A 20,067-nucleotide genomic window follows, 5' to 3' on the forward strand; every position below is an offset into this window, starting at 1 on the left:
CACCCAGTCCACTCCGCCGACCGCTCCGCCGACCGCCGACGGGGCGAGGGCACACGAGCCGGCGCCGGGCGTCGAGCCCACGGCCCCACGCGGGCCCGAGGCCCCAGCGGCGTCGCGGGTCCCGGCCGTCGGCGTCGGCGTAGGGCCGGGCGGACCGGGTGAATCGGGTGAGCCGGGCGGGCGGCTCGATCCGCGGTCGGCCGAGCCGTCGGTGGCGCCGAGTGCACCGGGCTCCGCCCGCACCGACCCCCGCACCCCGAACGCCCGTCCCCGTGACCCCGTACCCGCACCGGTCGCCTCGGCAGCCGACGGCGCCGTACCGCGCGGCTTCGCGGCACGGAGCGGACCCGAGCCCGCCGAACCCACACCCGCACCCGCACCTGCACCCGCACCCGCACCCGCACCCGCACCCGCCGAACCGACGCCCGCAGGGGCCGGGGTGGGGGTTCCGGTGGGGGACGGGTCGCCGGAGGAGTACACCCCCACCGCGCGGGATCTCCCGGTGGTCGAGGCGGTGGCCGCCGCGGGAAGTGGGAAGCCGGAGCCGACGATGGTGGACGTACCGCTCCCGGCCGGGGCGGGCAACGACGGCGAGGGGCCGCTGTACGTCGTCGGGGACGTACACGGCTATCTCGACGAACTGCGCACCGCGCTACGCCAGTTCGGCATCATCGACGCGGACGACCACTGGATCGCGGGCAACGCGCGCCTGTGGTTCCTTGGCGACTTCACCGACCGGGGCCCCGACGGCATCGGCGTCATCGATCTGGTCCGGCAGCTGTCCGCCGAGGCCGCGGCAGCGGGCGGGTACTGCAAGGCGCTGATGGGCAACCATGAGCTGCTGCTGCTCGGTGCGAAGCGGTTCGGGGACACGCCGGTCAACTCCGGTGCCGGTACGGCCTCGTTCCAGGCGGCGTGGCTGCTCAACGGCGGCCAGCGCACCGACATGGAGCGGCTGGCCGACCACCATGTGCAGTGGATGTCCCGGCTGGACGCCATCGCGCTGGCCGACAACCACCTGCTGGTGCACTCGGACGCCACCTGCTACCTGGACTACGGCAGCACGATCGAGGACGTCAACGACGCGATCACCGAGGCCCTCCAGCGCAACGACGCGGAGGAGACCTGGGAGCTGTTCCGCAAGTTCACCAAGCGGTTCGCCTTCCGCGAGGAGACGGCCGGCCCGCCCGCCGTACGCGAGCTGCTGGACACCTTCGGCGGCAAGCGGATCGTGCACGGGCACAGCCCGATCCCGTATCTGCTGGGCGAGGTCGACAGCGAGGACGGCGAGAGCGCGCCCAACGTCACCGGTCCGCATGTGTACGCCGACGGGCTGGCTGTGGCCATGGACGGCGGCGTCACCATGGCCGGAAAGCTCCTCATCGCGCAGCTCCCGCTGGTGCAGTGACCCCGCTCCGGGGGCGTGGGGACCGGGCCGGCGGGGGCGCGCGAAGCGTGGTTCCACACCACTTCTGATTCGCGCGCGGATAACCGGGCAGGTGTTTTCCCAGAAATGATCGGCTGGGGGGCGTAGCTGTAGCGGGTCAATTCTGGAAACTCTCTGTCACGCAGCGCCGGAACGGCTCTACCATCGGCTTGCCGAGACGAGTTGTCCGCCTGCTGACCTGCCCCGCCCTCGACCGGCCGCCTGGGCCCTACGGAGCATCGGGGGATGCACATGAACAGCGCTCCGCACCTGTTGCGCGAAGACCGGCCCGAGTTCGAGCGGGTCCTCGACGAGGCACTGCGAACCGCTCACCGACGCCCCGACCTGGCGGCGCTCGGACAACGGCTGAACGCCGAGCAGTTGCGCACGATGGCGCTCAGCGCAGCCACCGCGATAGCCGCCTGCGCCGAGGCGGAGTACCAGCAGTTCGTACGGCTGCGTGAGGAGTTGCGCCGCCCGGAGAACGCCCCCTCGGTCTCGGGCGTCGCGGCGCGCGGTTCCGGAAGCGGGAACAGCACCGCCGAGGTGCGCGGCCCGGGGCAGGGCGGCGGCAGCAGCGTCAGCGAGAAGCTGGTCGGCGCGATGGGCGGCGAATCCCTCGCCGAGGCGTCCGGCGCCGGGCTGATGGCGGTCGTCTCGGTGCTCGCTCCGGTACTGGCCGCCACGGCCGCCGTCATCTTCCTGCTGCTGGGGTACGCGCTGCGGATGCTCTCACCGGAGCCCGCCGTCGCGGGGCCGATCCGCAGCGCGGGCTGGGTGTTCGCGGCGTTCGCCGCCGCCGGAATCCTGGTGGCCATGGCGGGCCTGCTGCTCACGGCGCTGCGCAACGGCTCCAGTTCCATCCGGGCCCCCGGCAGGGGCGGGCAGGGTGCCGATCCAGGCGGCAGCCGCCTCGCGGAGGAGGTGGCGCTGGCACGCGCCGCCTGGCGCGAGGCACTGCTCGAACGGGGCATCGTGCCGTTCCTCCGCGAGGCGCTGGCCGATCCGAACGGTCCGGAGCAGGCCCCGACGGCGTATGTGCCGCAGCAGCCAGGCAGTCGGCTCGGCTACTCGCACCCCGGATTCTCCAGCCGCCCCTCGTCCGAGACGACGGAGGAGACGCACTCCCGCCCGCGCTTCAGCAGCCCCGACTACTCCAGCCCCGAGTACGGCGGCCCGGAGACCCCCACGGCCTGATCCCGTACGGTCTGATCCCCGTACGGCCTGATCCCCGTACGGCCTGGCGCCTCAGCCCGTCTCGTCCAGGGCACGGCGGAGGTCCGTCACCAGGTCCGCGCTGTCTTCCACGCCGACCGACAGCCGGACGAAGCCGTCCGGCACCTTGTCGCCGCCCCAGCGGCCCCGGCGTTCGGCCGTGGAGCGGACCCCGCCGAAGCTGGTGGCGTTGTTCACCAGACGCAGATTGGCCAGGAACCGGTTGGCATATGCCTGGTCAGGCAGGGTGAAGGAGACGACGCAGCCGTAGCGGCTCATCTGCCGGGCCGCCTGCGGATGTGCGGGATCGTCGGGCAGCCCCGGGTGGCGGACGTCGCGCACCTCGGGGCGGGCAGCCAGCGCTTCCGCGACGGCGAGCGCGTTCCCCGCCTGGCGCTGGGTCCGTACGTCGAGCGTCGCCAGCGAGCGGTGCGCGAGCCACGCCTCCATCGGCCCCGGAATCGCGCCGACCGTCTTGCGCCAGCCGCGTACGGCCGCTGCGACCTGTGCGTTGCGGGTTGCGACATAGCCGAGGAGCACATCGCCGTGCCCGGTCAGCGCCTTGGTGCCGCTGGCCACCGAGATGTCGGCACCCAGCAGGAGAGGGCGTTGCCCGAGCGGGGTGGCCAGCGTGTTGTCCACCGCCACCAGCGCGCCCCGCTCGTGCGCCGCGTCTGCCAGTTTGCGGATGTCGCACACGTCCAGCCCGGGGTTGGAGGGCGTCTCCAGCCACAACAGGTTCGCCCCGTCCAGCTCGGCGAGCTGTGCGTCGCCGCCCGTGGGGGCCGTCCGCACCGTGACGCCGAAACCGTCGAGCTGCTCGTGGAGCGCGGCCAGCAGGTTGTAGCCGTCCGAGGGCAGCACCACCGTCTGCCCGGGGCGGGTCAGCGAGAACAGCACGGCGGAGATCGCACCCATCCCGGACGCGAACGCGATCACCTCGGCGTCCGGATCGCCCGGCGCCTCCAGCTCGGCGACCGCCCGCTCCAGCAGCGACCAGGTGGGATTGGCGTCCCGCCCGTACGCGTACGGCGCCCCCTCCACCTCCCCCGGCAGGTGGTAGTGCGCGGCGAACACCGGACCGGGCAGCGGTGGCTCGTACGGCTCCTCCGCGGGCAGCCCGGCCCGCACCACGCGGGTGGCGTCCGCGTCGTTGGCCGGCCCGTAGTCCAGCTGCGGACCGGTGAGGGGCGGATCGTCCGGTGCGGTCATGGGTGCCTCCTTGCAGGGTTCTCAGGGGCCGCAGCCTCCTGGCTCGGTTCAGGGGCGAAGCGCCGAGCGAGCCGCCGAGCCGCTCTGTGCACCGTAACCGCCGCCGAAGAGCACGGCATGGACGAGAAGGTGCTGGAGCTGGTGCAGCGGGACCCGGTCCTGGCGGCCGGGCAGCGGGCGTACCTCCTCGTACGCGGCGAGGATGCGGGGCAGTTCGGGGCAGCCGAACAGCTGGAGCATCGCCAGGTCCGTCTCAGGGTGGCCGCCCTGGGCCGCCGGGTCGATCAGCACGGCCCGGCCGTCCGCCGCCCAGTGCACATTGCCGGACCACAGGTCGCCGTGGATGACGGCGGGCGGCTGCGGCGGGCCCGCGACGGCCTCGTCGTCCAGCCGGTCGCACAGCCGCTCGACGTCCCGCGCGTCCTGCGGTCCGATGTGGGCGCTGTCCACGGCGGCGCGCAGCAGCGGCAGCAGCCGGTGCTCGGCGTGGAAGCGGGGCCATGCGGCCGGTTTCGTAACCGGCTTGGGTGGTGACGTCAGCGGCAGGGGCCCGAGGTAGCAGGGCTCGCCCGGGGTGCCCCAGGACGGCGCCGGGCTCTCGTGCAGCGCGGCCAGCCGGCGGCCGAACCGTTCAGCGGCCCCCCGGTCGGGCACCCCCGGCTCCACCCACTGGAGGACGAGCACCTCGCGCTCTGCCGCGTACACCTCGGGCACATGGACGGTGCCGGTGGCACGCAGCCGCGCGAGTCCGGCTGCCTCGGCGGCGAAGAAGTCGGCGGGGGCGGCGTCGAGCGACTTGGCGAAGACCGTTTCGAACGGCCCCCCGTCCTGCTCACCGCCCACGCCTCCGAAGACCTCGTAGGCATCACAGATCGAGCCTCCGCCGACCGGATCGGCGTGCGCGACGGCGTACCCCAGCAGCCGGGCGACGCGCTGTTCCAGGCTCCGGCTCACGGGCGGTGTCTCGCCCATCAGCCGACCTCCCGCGCTTCGAGCGCCGCGCCGACCTCCGACAGCAGCCCGGGAACGGCGGCCTCCACCAGGGCCAGGCACTCCGCGAAGCCGCGCGAGCCGCCGTAATAGGGGTCGGGCACGCTCAGCTCGTCCGGATCGGCGTCGGGATCGTACGAGCGCAGCAGCCGCACCTTCGCGGCCTCGGCGGTATTGCGCGCCATGGACCGCAGTTCGGCGGCATGCCCCTCGTCGAGCGCGACGACGAGATCGTTCCGGTCGAACCAGTCCGGATCGAACACCCGCGCGGTGTGGCGGAGCGGGTAGCCGGCGGCATCCAGTACGGCCGTCGTCCGCGGATCGGCGGCATCCCCCAGGTGCCAGCTGCCGGTGCCCGCGCTGCTGATCTCGACCAGGCCGTCCAGCCCCGCCTCCCGTACGTGTGCACGGAAGACGGCTTCGGCCATGGGCGAGCGGCAGATGTTGCCCGTACACACGAAACAGACGCGGTACATGCGCTGTCAGTCCCGGTCCCTGTCGAGCACCAAGTGCAGGGCCCACGCGACGATCGAGATGATCAGGCCGCCGAGGAAGGCCGCGCCGAACCCTTCCACGTGGAAGCTCACGTCAAGCTGGTCCGCGACCCACGAGGTCAGCATCAGCATCAGCGCGTTGATCACCAGCGTGAACAGCCCGAGCGTGAGCAGCAGCAGAGGCAGTGACAGCAGCTTCACGATCGGCTTGACCACGACGTTGACGACACCGAAGATCAGGGCGACGACGAGCAGCGTCAGCGCCTTCTCACCTCCGGAACCGCCGGTCAGCTCGATATCGCTGAGCAGCCAGGTCGCCACGGCAAGGGCTGCTGCGTTGGCCAGCGTCTTGATGAGGAAGTTCATACTCAGATCGTGGCAGAACAGCCGCCCTGCCAGGGAGAGGGGACAGCGTTGAAGGCATTCCGGCTGGACGAACTGGAGGCGGAGCGCGCCGCCAACGACGGCGCGTACCTGCGGTTCCTGCACGAGCGCAATATGTCGGCCGGCCTGTACGCGCTGGATGCGGGCGCCGCCGACCGGCAGCAGCCGCACGCCCAGGACGAGGTGTACTTCGTGGTCAGCGGGCGCGGCTCGATCACCGTCGGGGACGAGACGACGTATGTGGCGCGGGGCAGCGTCGTCTACGTACCGGCCGGGGTGACGCACAAGTTCCACCACATCTCGGAGGACCTACGAGTCCTGGTGGTCTTCTCGCCCCCCGAGGGCTGAGGCGGCATTCGGCCGCCGTACTTCAGGGTCGCCTCAGGGTCGGATTCAGGGGAGGACCGGGGCCCGCACCGCTCCGTCGCCTTGCGGCCCGCCCTAGCATCGAGGTCAGAGGGCGCGAAGCCTTCGAAAACTCTCAGAGACGGAGCACACAGTCATGGACGTGAAAGGCACCCTCTCCGGCCTGCCGTGGTGGGTCACATGGATCGTCATACCGGTGATCGCGCTGGTCGTCTTCGGCGGCCTGATCGCCAATCTGGTCGGCTTCCTCATCGGCCTGCTGTTCAAGGTGCTGGTCTTTGTCGCCCTGGTGGGCGGTGTGGTCTACCTCGTCCGCCGCGTCAAGGCCGGCGGCTCCAGCCGCAATGATTGGTGACCCCGCAACTCCCTGGGAGGGAGAGCCCTCACTTCGGCTTGCGGCGCCTGCCGCGACCGCCGGCGGCGGGACGGCGAGCGGCCGCCGGGCCTCCCGGTGAGGGGGCCGGAATGCTCGGCGGAGCCCCCGGAGGCGGAGGCGCCATGTGCGGAGCCGCCATGTGCGGGGCGCCATCTCCGGGGCGGCTCCGGTCGGCGGAGACGACGAGCGCGGCCAGCAGGGTGGTGACCGGGACCGAGGCGACCAGCCCGATGGAACCGACGAGCGTCCGGATGATCTCCTCGGCGACCACCTCACTCGTGGCGACCATCGTCACATCGCTGCGCGCGATCGAGAAGAGCAGCAGCAGAGGCAGCGACGCACCCGCGTAGGCCAGCACCAAAGTGTTGACGACGGACGCGATGTGATCGCGCCCGATCCGCATCGCGGAGCGGTAGATACCACGCCAACTCGCCCCCGGATCGGCTTCTCGGAGCTCCCACACGGCCGATGTCTGGGTGACCGTCACATCGTCGAGCACCCCGAGCGAGCCGATCAGTACCCCGGCCAGCAGCAGGCCCCGGATCTCGATGCCGGGATAGAGCCCGTGCACCAGACCGGTCTGGTCGTCGGTGTTGCCGGTCAACTGCGCCCAGCCGATGAACAGCGAGCCCAGCAGCCCGATCAGCAGCAGCGAAACCAACGTGCCCAGCACCGCCACCGACGTACGGGCCGACAGGCCGTGGCACAGATACAGCGTGGCCAGCATGATGGCGCTGCCCCCGACCACCGCCACCACCAGCGGATTCGAACCCTGCAATATGGCGGGCAGGATGAACAGCGTCAGTACGGCGAAGCTGATGACGAGGCCCACCAGCGCCAGCACCCCGCGCAGCCGTCCCACCAGCACCACCACCAGCGCGAAGATGCCGGCGAGCAGCACCATCGGCAGATCGCGGTCGGTGTCGACGACGCTGTACTGGAGGTTGCGCGGCGCCTTTTCCGCGTACCCGACGACGACGCCCTGGCCGACCGAGTAGGTGCGGGTGGCGTCCGGCGGCACTGCCTCGGTGAAGGTATGGCCCTTGTCCTTGCCCTCGGTGACCTCGATCGTCGCCTTGCGGCACGGTCCCTTCGAGGCACCGCTCTCCTGTGTGCCGCCCGGGGTTTGGGCGGCGCCTCCCGAGGAGGCGGGCGGCTGGCGGATGTTGGCCTTCTCACAGTCCACTTCAACCAGTTTGACGACTTTCGCGTCGAACGTCGGCCGGTCGAAGCCGACACCGGAGTGGTCGTGCTCATGGCTCGGCGCACCCCCCGGCCACAGCACCACCAACCCCGTCAGCACCGCCACCGCGAACGGCACGAGCACGGCCGCGATGATCTTCCGCAGATGGCGGGAGACGGGCGCGGCGGGCCCATGTGCGTGCGCGTGCGCCTGGGCGTGGCCGGGGGCATGGGAGGGGCCGGATGCGGGGCCCGGAGGGTGCGCGGGGCCGGGGGCGTCGGAGTGGGTCACCGCCCGATCATCGCAAGAACAGCCGTGCGGGGTGTTCAGTCCGGCCCGTGTGCCGTTAGCGTAGAGACGCCTTTGCACATCGCGGGAGCTCCGAGCACGGGGCTGAGAGGGCGCTGACCTCCGTGGAAATCACCACGGAAACGGCTGCGCCGACCGCCGAACCTGTTACCGGGTAATGCCGGCGTAGGGAGTGGGTCTCATGACCACGCAGGATGCACACGCGCGTGCCGAAAACGCGACTGCCGCAGCGGCCGAGAAGGCGATCGGCTCGCACAAGGGATATCTGCAAGGACCACGCCCGGACATCCGGGTCCCCGTCCGACGGGTGCATCTCACCAACGGCAAGGACGTGACGCTCTACGACACGTCCGGGCCGTACACCGACCCCCACATCGACACCGACGTACGCCGCGGTCTGGCGCCGCTGCGCGAGAACTGGATCATCCAGAGGGGAGACACCGAGGAGTACGCGGGCCGTGAACTGCGGCCCGAGGACGACGGCATCAAGCACACCAGCCCACGCGGTGGGCTGCTCCGGAGCGAAGCGGCTGACCTGGCAGGTCTCGATGCCGTCTTCCCCGGCCGCCCGCGCCAGCCGCGCCGGGGCCGGAACGCTACGGCCGTCACCCAACTCGCGTACGCGAAGCGGGGCGAGATCACCGCGGAGATGGAGTACGTCGCCCTCCGCGAGAACCTCACCCCCGAGTTCGTCCGGGACGAGATCGCCGCGGGCCGCGCCGTACTGCCCGCCAACGTCAACCACCCGGAGACCGAGCCGATGATCATCGGCAAGAACTTCCTGGTGAAGGTGAACGCCAACATCGGCAATTCGGCCGTCACCTCCTCCATCGAGGAGGAGGTCGAGAAGATGACGTGGGCGACCCGGTGGGGCGCCGACACCGTCATGGACCTCTCGACCGGCCGCAACATCCACACCACCCGCGAGTGGGTGCTGCGCAACTCCCCCGTCCCCATCGGCACGGTGCCGCTGTACCAGGCACTGGAGAAGGTGGACGGCAAGGCGGAGGAGCTGTCCTGGGAGGTGTACAAAGACACCGTCATCGAACAGTGCGAGCAGGGCGTCGACTACATGACGGTGCACGCCGGCGTACTGCTGCGCTACGTACCGCTGACGGCGAACCGCAAGACCGGCATCGTCTCGCGCGGCGGCTCGATCATGGCGGCGTGGTGCCTGGCGCACCACAAGGAGAGCTTCCTGTACGAGCACTTCAGCGAGCTGTGCGAGATCCTGCGCACGTACGACGTGACGTTCTCGCTCGGCGACGGGCTGCGCCCCGGCTCGATCGCGGACGCCAACGACGCGGCGCAGATGGCCGAGTTGGACACCCTGGGCGAGCTCAACCGGATCGCCAAGGCGCACGACGTGCAGACCATGATCGAGGGCCCGGGCCATGTGCCCATGCACAAGATCAAGGAGAACGTCGACCGCCAGCAGGAGGTCTGCGAGGAGGCCCCGTTCTACACGCTCGGCCCGCTCACGACGGACATCGCACCCGCCTACGACCACATCACCAGCGGCATCGGCGCGGCGATGATCGGCTGGTGGGGCACGGCGATGCTCTGCTACGTCACCCCGAAGGAACACCTGGGGCTGCCGGACAGGGACGACGTCAAGACGGGTGTGATCACCTACAAGATCGCAGCCCACGCCGCGGACGTGGCCAAGGGCCACCCCGGAGCCCAGGACTGGGACGACGCACTGTCCGACGCCCGCTTCGAGTTCCGCTGGGAGGACCAGTTCAACCTGGCCCTCGACCCGGACACGGCACGCGCGTTCCACGACGAGACGCTGCCGGCCGAACCGGCCAAGACCGCGCACTTCTGCTCCATGTGCGGGCCGAAATTCTGCAGCATGAAGATCTCCCACGAGATCCGCGAGCAGCACGGGGCGACGATGGAGGAGGTCGAGGCCGGAATGGCGGAGAAATCCCGGGAGTTCGCGGAGGCGGGAAACCGGGTGTATCTGCCGATGGCGCAGTGAACCCGACGACGCGGTGAACCGGCGCCGCTGAGTGCGAAGGGCGGTTCGTGGCTCCCCCCTCTTGCCACGAACCGCCCGGCTCTGTGCGCTGCGCTGCCCGGCTCTACGCGCGAAGCTGCGCAGACGACAAGAGTAGTTGACTCTGCGTCAGTGTCCAATCACTTATCGATATAGACTTATCGGGAGATTTAATCGTCCACCACGCACAGTGACGAAAGCGGAGGGTTTGGCCCGGGCTGTTGTGGGCCAGACCTCCTGCATGTTCGTCGAACGTCCCGTGGTCAAGCGGACTGCCCGCGCCATCCTCCTCGCCCCCGGTGACGGCCGGGGCCGGCCCGCGGAGCTGATCCTCATCAAGCGCACCAAGCCCGGTCAGGAGCCGTACTGGATCACGCCGGGGGGCGGTGTCGAACCCGACGTGGACCGAACGGTGGTGGACGCCCTGCACCGCGAGGTGGCCGAGGAACTGGGGGGCCGGATCACCGATGTGGTGCCCGCATTCGTGGACACGGTGAGTGATCCCGCGGAGACGCCGGGTGGAGTGAAGGTACAGCACTTCTTCGTGTGCCGGCTCGTCTCTCTCGACCCCCGCCTACGGCACGGACCCGAAGTGGAGGAGCCACAGGGGGAGTACGAGATCGTACGGCTGCCCTTCACCCCGGAGGGCCTCACCTCCGTGGAGGTCGTGCCGCCGTCGCTGCGGGCCTTTCTCGCCGCCAACATCGAGGGCGTACAGGCGTTGCTCGCGCCCGACCTGAGCTGACCTATCCGAACCAGCCCTGGAATCCGGCGGATTCGCGCGTTTCGTCCGACTCCGCGCTGCGGCCCCGGCGCTGTGCCTCGGCCAGCGCCCGTTCGGCCTCCAGGCGCCAGGCGGAGATGTCCCGGGCGTGCTCGGTGGGCTCCCCGTTCCCGGACCGCGCCGAGATGGCGGCGGAGACCGCCGAGGAGGCGGCGGGAACGGCGGCCGACGGGGCGGCAGCCGCATGCCGCCGCCGGGGCAGCGGCGTGGGCCCGGCGGCATACGCGGGCTCGAGTCCCGCATCACGCTCGGGCTCGGGTTCGGGCTCGGCCTCGGCGGCTGCCGGTTCCGGGCTTGTGGCGGGTCCTCGCGTCGGCTCGTACGCAGGCTCCTGCGCGGGCGGGGTTGCTGGAGCGGGCGGCACGACGGGCAACGGCGGCGCCGCCGGGACAGGCGGCACTTGGGGGGCTCGCTGCACCGGTGGGGCTTGCGGTGTCTCCGGGCCGGCGTCGGCGGAGGCGGACGCCGGTGCGGGCGGGGCCCCGGGAACCGCGGGGAGTTCGGGCGGCGGCGACGGCGGCGCCGCGAGCGTGAGTGTGTCCTCGCCGAGCACCGCGCTGACCGCCTCCTCCGCGGCGGGCTCCGTGGCGGGCACAGGCTCCGAGGCGGAGACGGGCTCCGCAGCGGGCACCGGCTCGGCAGCGGGCGCAGGCTCCGCGGCGGGCGCAGGCTCCGCGGCCGTTTCCGGCTCCGAGGCTCCGTCCATGGCTGTCGCCGCCTCCCGGCGGGTCTCGCGGGCGTCGCGGGCGGCACCGAAGAAGTCGCCGCCCTTGCGCTTGTAGTCGTCGGTGCCCCATTCCCGCGCGGGGCGGCGCGGGGCCTTCTGGAGATGCGGGATGTGCTTGGCGCAGTGGATGTACGCCTCCTCCACCTCGACCCGCACCCACAGCACGGCCCGCCGTCCGGGCACCGGGTCCTGCGGCAGGTCCGGGACCCAGGGGCGCAGTTCCGCGTCGTCCAGCACCTCGGCACGGCCGTTGATGTGCAGTCCGATCCTCGCCCGGAGGAAGTCGATGAGGAGGATGCCCACATGGGGGTTCTCCTGGATGTTGCCGAGGCTGGCGTGTACGCCGTTGCCGCGGTACTCCGGGAAGACCAGCGTCCGCTCGTCCAGCACCCGCAGGAACCCGGGCGGCCCGGCGCGGAAGCTGTTGTCGCACTCGCCGTGGCGGTCGGCGGTGGCGAGGAAGAACATCTCCTGCCGGCGGGTGAACTCCTGCATCCGCTCGTTGAGGTGGTCGAGCACCTGGTCCTGGTAGAACCGGTTGGCGCGGCCGTCCGAGCCGATCCGCTGCTGGAGCGCGTGCTCCCCGTCGCTGCCGGGCAGCCGCCGCGGCGGGCCGTGGTCCGTGTCCGCGCCGTGGCCCGCGCCTGCTATGTGTCCCGCGGACCCGTCGCCGTATCCGTTCGCGTCACTCAACGCCGCCACTCGTCCCTTTCCTCAACCGGCCGGCCCTGGTCAACCGATCCGCAACCGGACCTGGATTCGCGGCCCTCGACAGCCACAATCCGAACACCCCACCATCTAGGCCCCCTGCGCGACCAGTTCGTCGAGGGAATCGTGGCGTATGCGGTGGGTCGGGATGCCGAGCCCGATCAACGTCTCGACCCCGGTTTTGATCATTCCGGGCGGTCCTGACAGATAGCCGTCGTACGTGGGCCACGGGCCGTATCTGCGTACCGCGTCGGGAAGTTCACCGGCAAGCGCCTGTGCCGTGGCCTGCGCCGCGCCCGCTGCGACGACGGGGCGTACGGACAGCCAGTTGTGCCGGTCCTGGAGGCGCAGCATCGTGTCCAGGTCGTAGAGGTCGTGGTTGGTGCGTGCGCCGTAGAAGACCTCGACCGGGCGCGGCCTGCCCTGCCCTGCCACGTCCTCGACCAGCGCCTTGATGGGGGCGATACCGGTGCCGCCGCCCAGACACAGCAGTCCGCTGTCGGCGCGGTGGTCGACGACCATCGAGCCGGCGGGCGGGCCGAGCCGCAGCACATCGCCGGGCCGGGCACGCTGCACCAGCGCGGTGGAAACCCACCCGGCGGGCACGGACTTGACGTGGAAGGTCAACAGCCCGTCGGGACGCGGGGCCGACGCGAAGGAATAGTGCCGCCACACCCGTGGCCACCAGGGCGTCTCCAGGCTGGTGTACTGCCCGGCGCGGAACGGGTACGGCTGGTCCGGGCGGACGGTGATCACGGCGATCTCCGGGGTGCGCAGCTCGTGCGAGACGATCTCCGCGTCCCACCAGGCCGGTGCCCGGCGCTCGTCCTCGGCCGCCGCGTCGATCATCGTCTGGGAGATCGCGGTGTAGGCACGCACCCAGGCCGCCTCGGTACGCGGGCCCCAGCTGTTCGGCGCATAGCGCGCGATCGCGGCCATCAGGCACTCGCCGACGGCCGGGTAGTGGGTGGGGAGGGTGCCGTACTTGCGGTGGCCGCGGCCCAGGTTGGCGAGGTAGTCGCCGAGCAGCTTGCCGTCGTCGTAGAGGCGTACGGCGGTCAGCAGCGCGCGGAAGAGCCGGTCGCGCTGGTTGTCCATGGCGGCCGGGAACATCTCGCGCAGCTGCGGGTACTGGACGAACAGCAGCGCGTAGAAGTACGCGGTCGCAGCGCCGGCGGAGTGTTCCAGCTCGGCCATGGATGTCCGGATCAGCTCGGAATCGGTGGCTTGTTCCGCAGCGGGGGCCGGTGCCGGGGTCGGTGCAGGGGCCGGCACGGTGCCGGGAGCCGCCTCGGGAGCTGCCGTTCGAGCGGGGTCCGCCGGTTCCGACACTTCCGCCGCCGGTCCGCCTTCCGGTTCCGGTTCCGCTTCCGGCTCGGCCGCGGCTGTTCTGGTGCTCTGCGGGGTCGGTGTCGCGTCCAGTGCGCCTGGCGCGGGGCGCTCCGCGGGTGCGGCATCGGACGCCGGGGTGAACCATCCCCATCCGCCGCTGCCACCGGCGGACGCACCGTCGCTGCCCGACATGGTGGTCATGCTCGCCTCGCCTCGTACCTCTTCCGGACGTTCTGTGCACATCCGTGTTGCGAAAGTTCCGGTAAACCGCCCCCTGCGAACATCGAGCGAGGAAACCTTTGCAGTCCTTACAGCACGATGCGGGAGGGAACCGACCATACCGTGAAGCGTTCACGCCACAACCCCTGCTCGTGGTTCCGGTGAATTCCGTCATTCGGAACACGAACCGGAATTACCGTGCCGGAGAGACGAGTCCGTAGGCGTCCCGTAGATCACGACCGGTGTAGTGATGCGAAGCGAGGGAGCGTACGTGCTGATCGGCGTTTACCGCCACGGAGACCGGGACGGTGGCGAACAGCTCGGCGTCCGACAGGGAGTCACCGTATGCCACGCAGTCCTGGGGCCGGACGCCGAATTGGGCGCACAGCTCCTCCGCGATCTTCACCTTTGACGACGGCGAAAGAATCCCGGCCGGATCGAGGGGACGCATCGGATACTTCGTACTTCCGTTCGGAATTGCGCGCGGAACCTCCGGCCACTGTGAACCGTGGGTAACGTCGGCCCCCCAATTCTGTAGTCGGCGCACAAAAAAATCCGGCGAGAGCGAAATCACGGCACAGCGCTCCCCGTTGGCCCTGATGTCCGCCCACACCTCGCGAATACCCGCCAGCCATGGCGCTTCCGCGAAGGCGGCGCTCACGATCTCGTCGGTGAGCTCCGACCACAGCGCACATGCCCTGAGTGCGAACTGCGGAGGTGTCAGTTTCCGTTCCGCAAAGGCGCGTTCGAGCTGCTGGATCTCGCGTTCCACACCGAGCTGCTGGGATATCTCCACCGAGGCCGCCGAACCGTACAGCAAGGTGCCGTCGAGGTCGAAGAGGTGAAGCCGGGGACGGCGCTCTCCCGGCGCCGTTCGCGCGGTCGCGTGCTGAGCCGGATGCATACCCGCGATCGTACGGCCGCACGAGGGGCGAGGGGCGAGGGACGGCACGCATCGGGGGCAACGCCCCGCGCCCACGTACTCGGGAGCGAGTATCCGTCGATACTCCCGCTGTCAGACGCCGTCCGCAGCGTGCGACGGCACAGTCGGTGGCATGCGGCAACTCTCCCGACGTGCCCGTAGAGGCACCCTCGCGCTCCACGTCTGCGCCTCGGCCGGCTGGCTGGGCATGACGCTGTGTCTGCTCGCGCTCGGCCTCACCGCGGCCCTCACCGGTCCGGGTGCGGTCGCCGAGGCGTCGTACCGCTCCATGAAGCTCTTCGCGGACTGGCTGCTCGGTCCGCTCGCCCTGGTCACCCTGGTCAGCGGGCTGCTGCTGTCGCTGGGCACCAGGTGGGGGCTGGCGCGCCACCGGTGGGTGTGGATCAAGTTCTGGCTCACCCTGGCCGCGGCGGCGGCGAGCGTGCTCGTCTTCCGCGTTCGGATCGACGGCACGCTCGCCGATGTGCTCGCCGGGCGCCCGGTTCTGCCGTACGAGCTGGTGATCCCGCCGGTCGTCTCGCTGGGCGCCTATACGTTCATGACGGTCATCTCGGTGCTGAAGCCATGGGGCTTGACGAAACGGGGGCGCCGCCGCGCTTCCGCTGCTCGCAGCCGCGGTTAGGTTGCTGCCCCGCCTCGCTCCTGTTCTGGCGAGGGGGTGCCGGTGCCCCGGCCCGACGTCGCAGGCTGCAGGGGCTTTGTGGCTGGTGGGGGCACCTCCCGGCCGGAGGCTGTGCGCGCAGTTCCCCGCGCACCTTCGGGGCGCACAAGCGCAGCCCGGTGAGCCCTGTTCCGCACTCCGGCCGACCGCTCCAGCAGTGCCGAGGTCACCGCCAGGACCAGCGCGCCGACCGCAAGCGCGGCGCCCGCCAGGTTCGGCGAGGTGGGGCCGAAGCCGGCGCCGAGCACCAGTCCGCCGAGCCAGGTGGCCAGCGCGTTGCCGAGGTTGAAGGCACCGATGTTCATGGCGGAGGCGAGGGTCGGCGCGTTCGCCGTCTGGTCGAGCACCCGCTTCTGGAGCGGCGGGACCGTGGCGAAACCGAACGCGCCGATCAGCGCGAGCGTGACCGCCGCCGCCACCTTGTCGTGCGCGGTGACGGTGAACGCCGCCAGCGTCAGGGCCAGCGCGATCAGCGCGGTGAACAGCATCGGCAGCAGCGCCCGGTCCGCGAACCGGCCGCCGACCAGGTTCCCGGCGACCATGCCGATACCGAAGAGCACCAACAGCCACGTCACCGAGGTGTCGGCGTATCCGGCGGCGTCCGTCATCATCGGCGCGATGTAGGTGATCGCGGCGAAGACCCCGCCGAAGCCGAGCACCGTCATCCCCATCGCCAGCAATACCTGGACGTTGCGGAAGGCGGCCAGCTCATCACGGATCCGGCCGCCGGCCGCCGGAGCCTGCCCGGAGTCCGGTGCGTCCCGCGGCACCAGCGCGGCGACGCCCACCAGCCCCAGCACCCCCAGCGCGGCGACGGCCAGGAACGTGAGCCGCCAGTCCGCCTGCTGTCCCAGCATGGTGCCGAGCGGCACGCCGATCACCGTGGCGAGGGTCAGTCCCGTGAACATCATCGAGATGGCGGCGGCCTTGCGGTGCGGGGCCACCAGCCCGGCCGCGACGATCGAGCCGATGCCGAAGAAGGCACCGTGCGCGAGCGAGGCGATGACCCGGCCCGCGAGCATCACGCCGAAGACGGGCGCGAGCGCGGAGACCAGGTTGCCCACGATGAACAGGCCCATCAGCAGCATCAGCATCCGCTTGCGGGAGATCCGGGTGCCGAGGACGGCGAAGACGGGGGCGCCGAGCAGTACCCCGACCGCGTAGCCGGAGGCCAGATACCCGGCCGTGGGGATGGAGACATCGAACTCGGCGGCGACCTCGGGCAGCAAGCCCATGATCACGAACTCGGTTGTCCCGATGCCGAAGGCACCGATGGCGAGCGCCAGCAGGGCGAGAGGCATGAGCGAGCCTTCCAGTGCAGATGGGGGTTGCGCGCGTGCGGTCCGCGCAGGCGCGGGTCCGCGCAGGTGCGGGTCCGCGCAGCTGGGGTTCAGCGCGCCCGGGATCACCGCGTGGGATCACGCGGTCAGCAATTACAGGCGTCGACATTAATTGCAGACGCGGGGTATATGCAAGCGCCGGATATTGCGGAGCGACGGATGGCCTAACCTGGGAGCTACGCCCCGTGCGGGGCGAGGAGCCGCCAGGAGAGGAGCCCCTCATGTCACGTCGCGCCGATCTCGGTCTCGCGCACAGCTGGTGCGCGCTCTCGGCGCTGCACGGCCGCATCGAGGCGCACATCGAACGGGAGCTCCAGGCCGCACACGAGCTCAGCGTGCGCGAGTTCTCCCTGCTGGACGTGTTGAGCGAGCAGCACGACGGGGACGGCGGCCACTTCCGTATGAATCAGCTCGCCGACGCCGTCGTCCTCAGCCAGAGCGCGACGACACGGCTGGTCACCCGGCTCGAGGACCGCGGACTGCTGCGGCGGTATCTGTGCCCCGACGACCGGCGCGGCATCTACACGGACGTGACCGAGGAGGGCCACGCCCTGCTGGACGCGGCGCGTCCCACCCATGACGTCGCGCTCAAGGAAGCCCTCACCGCGGCCGAGGCCCGCCCCGAACTGGCCCCCCTCGCCGCAGCCGTCCGCTCCCTCGCCCCCGCCCAGCCGACGGGCCGGTCCAAGGGCTGAGGCGCCTGGGGCAGTACGTGCACCTGGGCGTATCGTGCGGAGGATGACCACGGATTCCACCGGCTCGGCGAACTTCGCGCAGGAGCCGCCCGACGAGGAGTTCGCCGTCCGCCGGGCGACCGCCGAGGACCTCCCCGAGATCGTCGCCATGCTCGCCGACGACGCGCTCGGTGCCGGCCGGGAGACCCCGTCGGATCTCGCTCCGTACCGCGCCGCGTTCGACCGGATCGACGCCGACGCCAACCAGCATCTCGTCATCGCCGAGTTGGGCGGCAGGACGGCCGGCACCCTGCACCTCACCGTCATCCCGGGCCTGTCCCGCCGCGGATCCGCCCGCTCCCTCATCGAGGCCGTACGGATCCACACCGATCTGCGCGGCAGCGGACTGGGCACCCGGCTCATCGAATGGGCCGTCGCCGAGTCACGGCGCCAGGGGTGCGTACTGGTACAGCTCACCTCCGACGCCACCCGCGTCGAAGCGCACCGCTTCTACGAGCGCCTGGGCTTCCAGGCGTCGCACCTCGGCTTCAAGATGCCGCTGGACTGAGGGTCGCCCCCTCGGGACGGACCGGGCCGACCCCTTGCGGGTGCCCTCACACGCCGCCCCACACACGCCGCCCCCTCACACGCGGGCCGCGCGCTCCAGCAGCGCCAGGAAGTCGGCCCGTTCGCGCGCGGAGAAGCCCTCCAGCAGCGCGTCGTTGGCGCGGTCGGCCGCCGCGGCGCACCGGGCGAGCAGGCGCTCGCCCGCGGGGGTGAGGCTTACGGCGTTCTTGCGCCGGTCCTCGGGGTGCGGCTCGCGCCGCACATAGCCGTCCTTCTGCAGGTCGTTGAGGATGCCGACGACGTCCTTGGGGTCGAGCGCCACGCTGCGGGCGAGCTCCGCCTGGGCAACCGGCTGGTGGTCGGAGGCGGCGGCCAGCACCACGTGGTGCCACATCCGCAGCCCCTCCTCGGCCAGCGCCTCGGCGACGAGCGCGCGTCCACGCGCCGCGGCCCGGCCCAGCAACCAGCTCGGCAGCGTACGGATCAGCGTGGGGGCGTGCGGCGTCTCCGGCATGCCGCCAGCGTACGCGACCGTAGGGAATCCCCACGAATATTCATTGGGTCTCCCTACGATTTCTGGTTATCGTTGGGGCTCCCCACGGTAATCAGCAACCACCCCACCGGGAGCCCTCATGCGTCGCGTCCGCCACACCTCCGGCACCCTCACCCTCCAGCAGACCCCCGCCCCCACCCCCGGGCCGGGCGAACTCCTCATCCGCACCGAGGCGATCGGCGTCACCCTCCCCGCCATCCGCAACCTCCGTACAGCGGGCCGAACGAGCGGAACCGAGGCGTCGGCCGAAGCCCAGGGCGCGGCCGAACCACAGCCGGTCTCCGGCGAGGTCGCAGGCACGGTCGAGGCGGTCGGGCCGGACGTCACCGGCCATATGCCCGGCGACCGCGTCACCGGGCTCTGCTTCGGCGATGCGTACGCCGAACTCGCCCTGCTGCACACCAGCATGGCCACCCCCGTCCCCGCGCACGCCACAGCGCGCGAGGCCGTGGCGCTGCTGCGCGGCGGGCTCGTGGCGCTCGGCGCGCTGGAGACCGCGCGGCCCCGGCCGGGCGAGACCGCGCTGATCACCGGGGCCGCAAGCGGCGTCGGCCATCTCGCCGTCCAGCTCGCCCGGCTGCACGGCGGCGCCGCCCGCGTCGTCGCGGCCGTCAGCGACCCCTCCGCCAAGGGGTCGTTCCTCCGCAGCCTGGGCGCCGACGCGGTCATCGGCTACGAGGACCTCGGCAAGCCCGACGTGACCGCTCCCGCCAGCTACGTACTGGACGCCGTCGGCGGCGAGTTGCTCACCCCCGCCGTCCGCACACTGGCCGACCATGGCCGACTGGTCGCCTACAGCTCGGGCGGCGGCACCGTCGACGCGTACGAGCTGCTGATCGGCGGCAGATCGGTGACCGGCTTCCAGGTCGGCCGCACAGCCCGGGACCAGCCCGACCGCTACGCCGCCTGGTGCCAGGAGCTGTGGCGGCTGCACGCGGCGGGCACCCTGCGCCCCGCCGTCGCCGCCGCGCTCCCGCTGGACCGGGCGGACGAGGCACACCTCCTCATCCAGCGCCGCGCCAACCTCGGCAAGGTGCTGCTGATCCCCTGACGGCCGCCCCACCCCGGGGCCCCGAACCACACGCACCCGCGCCCTGGGCCGTGCCCCCGGCACCGGCCGCGCCACCGGCCTGGAGTCCGAGCCGCTCCCACACCCGCCCGCGCAGCAGTGTGTACTCGGCGGCTCTGCGCAGCGAGTGCCCCATCGGGCGGGGCACGGAGATCCCCTCCATGACGACCTGACCGGCGTGGAACCGGTCACGGGTGAGATCGACCTCGGAGCCGTCCGGCAGCCTGTTCCACCAGTGGAAACCCTGCCGTTGGCCGTTCACCGCGTACACCTCCCCGCACATCAGCTCCCCGCCGAGCAGGTCGTGCACCACCAGCGCCGTCACATCGCACTGCCCCCACGCGGGGTTCGCCGGACTCCAGCCCGCGCGCTCCAGCTCCTCCGGGGAGCAGGTGTCCGCGCCCCAGGACGCCCGCAACGCCCCCTCGATCCGGCCCAACTCCGAAGCACCAACGCCCACACCGGAAACGCCGACCGCATCCACACTCATGTCCGCAAGCATGCCCCACCCCACTGACAACGACCCCTGCCGA

Annotated in this window: 20 protein-coding genes and 1 pseudogene; 10 read left to right on the forward strand and 11 right to left on the reverse strand. The window is 71.3% G+C overall.

Going from position 1 to position 20,067, the window contains the following annotated elements; genetic code table 11:
- Positions 1 to 211: 211 nt before the first annotated feature.
- Both ACTWP9_RS30535 and ACTWP9_RS30540 read left to right on the forward strand, forming a co-directional pair.
- Positions 212 to 1,408 carry a metallophosphoesterase family protein gene (locus ACTWP9_RS30535; protein ID WP_443249595.1) on the forward strand — a complete coding sequence of 399 codons (1,197 nt, stop codon included), beginning with the start codon at positions 212 to 214 and terminating at the stop codon, positions 1,406 to 1,408.
- A gap of 264 nt (positions 1,409 to 1,672) precedes the next feature.
- Positions 1,673 to 2,623: a hypothetical protein gene (locus ACTWP9_RS30540; RefSeq protein WP_443249554.1), complete on the forward strand. Its 951-nt coding sequence runs from the start codon at positions 1,673 to 1,675 to the stop codon at positions 2,621 to 2,623.
- Between the two features lie 51 nt (positions 2,624 to 2,674).
- Here ACTWP9_RS30540 and ACTWP9_RS30545 read toward each other — a convergent pair whose 3' ends face one another.
- Genes ACTWP9_RS30545 through ACTWP9_RS30560 form a run of 4 tightly spaced genes read right to left on the reverse strand, consistent with a single transcriptional unit; the run spans position 2,675 to position 5,703 of the window.
- Positions 2,675 to 3,853, reverse strand: coding sequence for a cystathionine gamma-lyase (locus ACTWP9_RS30545; RefSeq protein WP_443249555.1), 1,179 nt, complete (start codon positions 3,851 to 3,853; stop codon positions 2,675 to 2,677).
- 48 nt (positions 3,854 to 3,901) lie between these two features.
- The gene (locus tag ACTWP9_RS30550) at positions 3,902 to 4,825 is read right to left on the reverse strand and encodes a fructosamine kinase family protein (protein WP_443249556.1); all 924 of its coding nucleotides are present in this window, start codon (positions 4,823 to 4,825) and stop codon (positions 3,902 to 3,904) included.
- On the reverse strand, positions 4,825 to 5,319 hold the full coding sequence (locus ACTWP9_RS30555; RefSeq protein WP_443249557.1) for a low molecular weight protein-tyrosine-phosphatase: 495 nt from the start codon (positions 5,317 to 5,319) through the stop codon (positions 4,825 to 4,827). The genes ACTWP9_RS30550 and ACTWP9_RS30555 overlap by 1 nt, the downstream gene beginning before the upstream one ends.
- A 6-nt stretch (positions 5,320 to 5,325) precedes the next feature.
- A complete protein-coding gene (locus ACTWP9_RS30560) occupies positions 5,326 to 5,703 on the reverse strand; it encodes a phage holin family protein (protein WP_443249558.1) in 378 nt (125 codons plus the stop codon).
- 48 nt (positions 5,704 to 5,751) lie between these two features.
- Between ACTWP9_RS30560 and ACTWP9_RS30565 the strand changes: the two genes are divergently transcribed.
- Together ACTWP9_RS30565 and ACTWP9_RS30570 are read left to right on the forward strand one after the other, a co-directional pair.
- A complete protein-coding gene (locus tag ACTWP9_RS30565; protein ID WP_443249596.1) occupies positions 5,752 to 6,069 on the forward strand; it encodes a cupin domain-containing protein in 318 nt (105 codons plus the stop codon).
- A gap of 154 nt (positions 6,070 to 6,223) precedes the next feature.
- A complete protein-coding gene (locus ACTWP9_RS30570; RefSeq protein ID WP_443249559.1) occupies positions 6,224 to 6,442 on the forward strand; it encodes a DUF5326 family protein in 219 nt (72 codons plus the stop codon).
- A 28-nt stretch (positions 6,443 to 6,470) separates the two neighbouring features.
- Here the strand turns inward: ACTWP9_RS30570 and ACTWP9_RS30575 are convergent, their stop codons facing one another.
- Positions 6,471 to 7,937, reverse strand: a complete 1,467-nt coding sequence (locus tag ACTWP9_RS30575; protein ID WP_443249560.1) for a YibE/F family protein — start codon at positions 7,935 to 7,937, stop codon at positions 6,471 to 6,473.
- 199 nt (positions 7,938 to 8,136) lie between these two features.
- Here ACTWP9_RS30575 and thiC point away from each other — a divergent pair, with 199 nt between their 5' ends.
- Both thiC and ACTWP9_RS30585 read left to right on the forward strand, forming a co-directional pair.
- Positions 8,137 to 9,939: a phosphomethylpyrimidine synthase ThiC gene (gene thiC, locus ACTWP9_RS30580; RefSeq protein ID WP_443249561.1), complete on the forward strand. Its 1,803-nt coding sequence runs from the start codon at positions 8,137 to 8,139 to the stop codon at positions 9,937 to 9,939.
- Between the two features lie 259 nt (positions 9,940 to 10,198).
- Positions 10,199 to 10,702, forward strand: coding sequence for an NUDIX domain-containing protein (locus ACTWP9_RS30585; RefSeq protein ID WP_443249562.1), 504 nt, complete (start codon positions 10,199 to 10,201; stop codon positions 10,700 to 10,702).
- Positions 10,703 to 11,476: 774 nt separating this feature from the next.
- Here the strand turns inward: ACTWP9_RS30585 and ACTWP9_RS30590 are convergent.
- From ACTWP9_RS30590 to ACTWP9_RS30600, 3 genes and pseudogenes are all read right to left on the reverse strand, one after another.
- Positions 11,477 to 12,068 (reverse strand): annotated as a pseudogene (locus ACTWP9_RS30590) (pyridoxamine 5'-phosphate oxidase family protein); the annotation flags it as partial.
- Between the two features lie 198 nt (positions 12,069 to 12,266).
- Complete coding sequence (locus ACTWP9_RS30595; RefSeq protein ID WP_443249563.1) at positions 12,267 to 13,709, reverse strand: globin domain-containing protein; 1,443 nt, start codon at positions 13,707 to 13,709, stop codon at positions 12,267 to 12,269.
- A 211-nt stretch (positions 13,710 to 13,920) separates the two neighbouring features.
- On the reverse strand, positions 13,921 to 14,631 hold the full coding sequence (locus ACTWP9_RS30600; protein ID WP_443249564.1) for an HAD family hydrolase: 711 nt from the start codon (positions 14,629 to 14,631) through the stop codon (positions 13,921 to 13,923).
- A 151-nt stretch (positions 14,632 to 14,782) separates the two neighbouring features.
- Between ACTWP9_RS30600 and ACTWP9_RS30605 the strand changes: the two genes are divergently transcribed.
- Positions 14,783 to 15,292 (forward strand): DUF2269 domain-containing protein, encoded by a 510-nt coding sequence (locus tag ACTWP9_RS30605; protein WP_443249565.1) that lies wholly within the window; start codon positions 14,783 to 14,785, stop codon positions 15,290 to 15,292.
- Here ACTWP9_RS30605 and ACTWP9_RS30610 read toward each other — a convergent pair.
- Positions 15,289 to 16,632, reverse strand: a complete 1,344-nt coding sequence (locus ACTWP9_RS30610; protein ID WP_443249566.1) for an MFS transporter — start codon at positions 16,630 to 16,632, stop codon at positions 15,289 to 15,291. The genes ACTWP9_RS30605 and ACTWP9_RS30610 overlap by 4 nt on opposite strands.
- Before the next feature lie 260 nt (positions 16,633 to 16,892).
- Between ACTWP9_RS30610 and ACTWP9_RS30615 the strand changes: the two genes are divergently transcribed.
- Both ACTWP9_RS30615 and ACTWP9_RS30620 read left to right on the forward strand, forming a co-directional pair.
- Entirely contained in the window at positions 16,893 to 17,366 is a 474-nt protein-coding gene (locus ACTWP9_RS30615) for a MarR family winged helix-turn-helix transcriptional regulator (RefSeq protein ID WP_443249567.1), read from the forward strand.
- 43 nt (positions 17,367 to 17,409) lie between these two features.
- Positions 17,410 to 17,913 carry a GNAT family N-acetyltransferase gene (locus ACTWP9_RS30620; protein WP_443249568.1) on the forward strand — a complete coding sequence of 168 codons (504 nt, stop codon included), beginning with the start codon at positions 17,410 to 17,412 and terminating at the stop codon, positions 17,911 to 17,913.
- A gap of 75 nt (positions 17,914 to 17,988) precedes the next feature.
- Here ACTWP9_RS30620 and ACTWP9_RS30625 read toward each other — a convergent pair whose 3' ends face one another.
- The gene (locus tag ACTWP9_RS30625; RefSeq protein ID WP_443249569.1) at positions 17,989 to 18,426 is read right to left on the reverse strand and encodes a MarR family winged helix-turn-helix transcriptional regulator; all 438 of its coding nucleotides are present in this window, start codon (positions 18,424 to 18,426) and stop codon (positions 17,989 to 17,991) included.
- Positions 18,427 to 18,544: 118 nt separating this feature from the next.
- On the opposite strand from ACTWP9_RS30625, the gene ACTWP9_RS30630 reads away from it, so the two are divergent.
- Positions 18,545 to 19,516, forward strand: coding sequence for a quinone oxidoreductase family protein (locus ACTWP9_RS30630; protein WP_443249570.1), 972 nt, complete (start codon positions 18,545 to 18,547; stop codon positions 19,514 to 19,516).
- On the opposite strand, the gene ACTWP9_RS30635 is transcribed toward ACTWP9_RS30630, so the two are convergent.
- The gene (locus ACTWP9_RS30635; protein ID WP_443249571.1) at positions 19,470 to 20,024 is read right to left on the reverse strand and encodes a YunG family protein; all 555 of its coding nucleotides are present in this window, start codon (positions 20,022 to 20,024) and stop codon (positions 19,470 to 19,472) included. The two genes, ACTWP9_RS30630 and ACTWP9_RS30635, sit on opposite strands and share 47 nt — an antisense overlap.
- Positions 20,025 to 20,067 lie beyond the last annotated feature (43 nt).

It is taken from the genome of Streptomyces sp. 3N207 (genome assembly GCF_052246355.1).
Taxonomy (GTDB): domain Bacteria; phylum Actinomycetota; class Actinomycetes; order Streptomycetales; family Streptomycetaceae; genus Streptomyces.

What these genes read in the sequence shown, in the direction of transcription:
- ACTWP9_RS30540 (WP_443249554.1), top strand. Translation starts at nt 1,673, where the DNA reads ATGCACATGAACAGCGCTCCGCACCTGTTGCGCGAAGACCGGCCCGAG.
- ACTWP9_RS30545 (WP_443249555.1), bottom strand. Translation starts at nt 3,853, where the DNA reads ATGACCGCACCGGACGATCCGCCCCTCACCGGTCCGCAGCTGGACTAC.
- ACTWP9_RS30550 (WP_443249556.1), bottom strand. Translation starts at nt 4,825, where the DNA reads ATGGGCGAGACACCGCCCGTGAGCCGGAGCCTGGAACAGCGCGTCGCC.
- ACTWP9_RS30555 (WP_443249557.1), bottom strand. Translation starts at nt 5,319, where the DNA reads ATGTACCGCGTCTGTTTCGTGTGTACGGGCAACATCTGCCGCTCGCCC.
- ACTWP9_RS30560 (WP_443249558.1), bottom strand. Translation starts at nt 5,703, where the DNA reads ATGAACTTCCTCATCAAGACGCTGGCCAACGCAGCAGCCCTTGCCGTG.
- ACTWP9_RS30570 (WP_443249559.1), top strand. Translation starts at nt 6,224, where the DNA reads ATGGACGTGAAAGGCACCCTCTCCGGCCTGCCGTGGTGGGTCACATGG.
- thiC (WP_443249561.1), top strand. Translation starts at nt 8,137, where the DNA reads ATGACCACGCAGGATGCACACGCGCGTGCCGAAAACGCGACTGCCGCA.
- ACTWP9_RS30585 (WP_443249562.1), top strand. Translation starts at nt 10,199, where the DNA reads ATGTTCGTCGAACGTCCCGTGGTCAAGCGGACTGCCCGCGCCATCCTC.
- ACTWP9_RS30595 (WP_443249563.1), bottom strand. Translation starts at nt 13,709, where the DNA reads ATGACCACCATGTCGGGCAGCGACGGTGCGTCCGCCGGTGGCAGCGGC.
- ACTWP9_RS30600 (WP_443249564.1), bottom strand. Translation starts at nt 14,631, where the DNA reads ATGCATCCGGCTCAGCACGCGACCGCGCGAACGGCGCCGGGAGAGCGC.
- ACTWP9_RS30605 (WP_443249565.1), top strand. Translation starts at nt 14,783, where the DNA reads ATGCGGCAACTCTCCCGACGTGCCCGTAGAGGCACCCTCGCGCTCCAC.
- ACTWP9_RS30610 (WP_443249566.1), bottom strand. Translation starts at nt 16,632, where the DNA reads ATGCCTCTCGCCCTGCTGGCGCTCGCCATCGGTGCCTTCGGCATCGGG.
- ACTWP9_RS30615 (WP_443249567.1), top strand. Translation starts at nt 16,893, where the DNA reads ATGTCACGTCGCGCCGATCTCGGTCTCGCGCACAGCTGGTGCGCGCTC.
- ACTWP9_RS30620 (WP_443249568.1), top strand. Translation starts at nt 17,410, where the DNA reads ATGACCACGGATTCCACCGGCTCGGCGAACTTCGCGCAGGAGCCGCCC.
- ACTWP9_RS30625 (WP_443249569.1), bottom strand. Translation starts at nt 18,426, where the DNA reads ATGCCGGAGACGCCGCACGCCCCCACGCTGATCCGTACGCTGCCGAGC.
- ACTWP9_RS30630 (WP_443249570.1), top strand. Translation starts at nt 18,545, where the DNA reads ATGCGTCGCGTCCGCCACACCTCCGGCACCCTCACCCTCCAGCAGACC.
- ACTWP9_RS30635 (WP_443249571.1), bottom strand. Translation starts at nt 20,024, where the DNA reads ATGAGTGTGGATGCGGTCGGCGTTTCCGGTGTGGGCGTTGGTGCTTCG.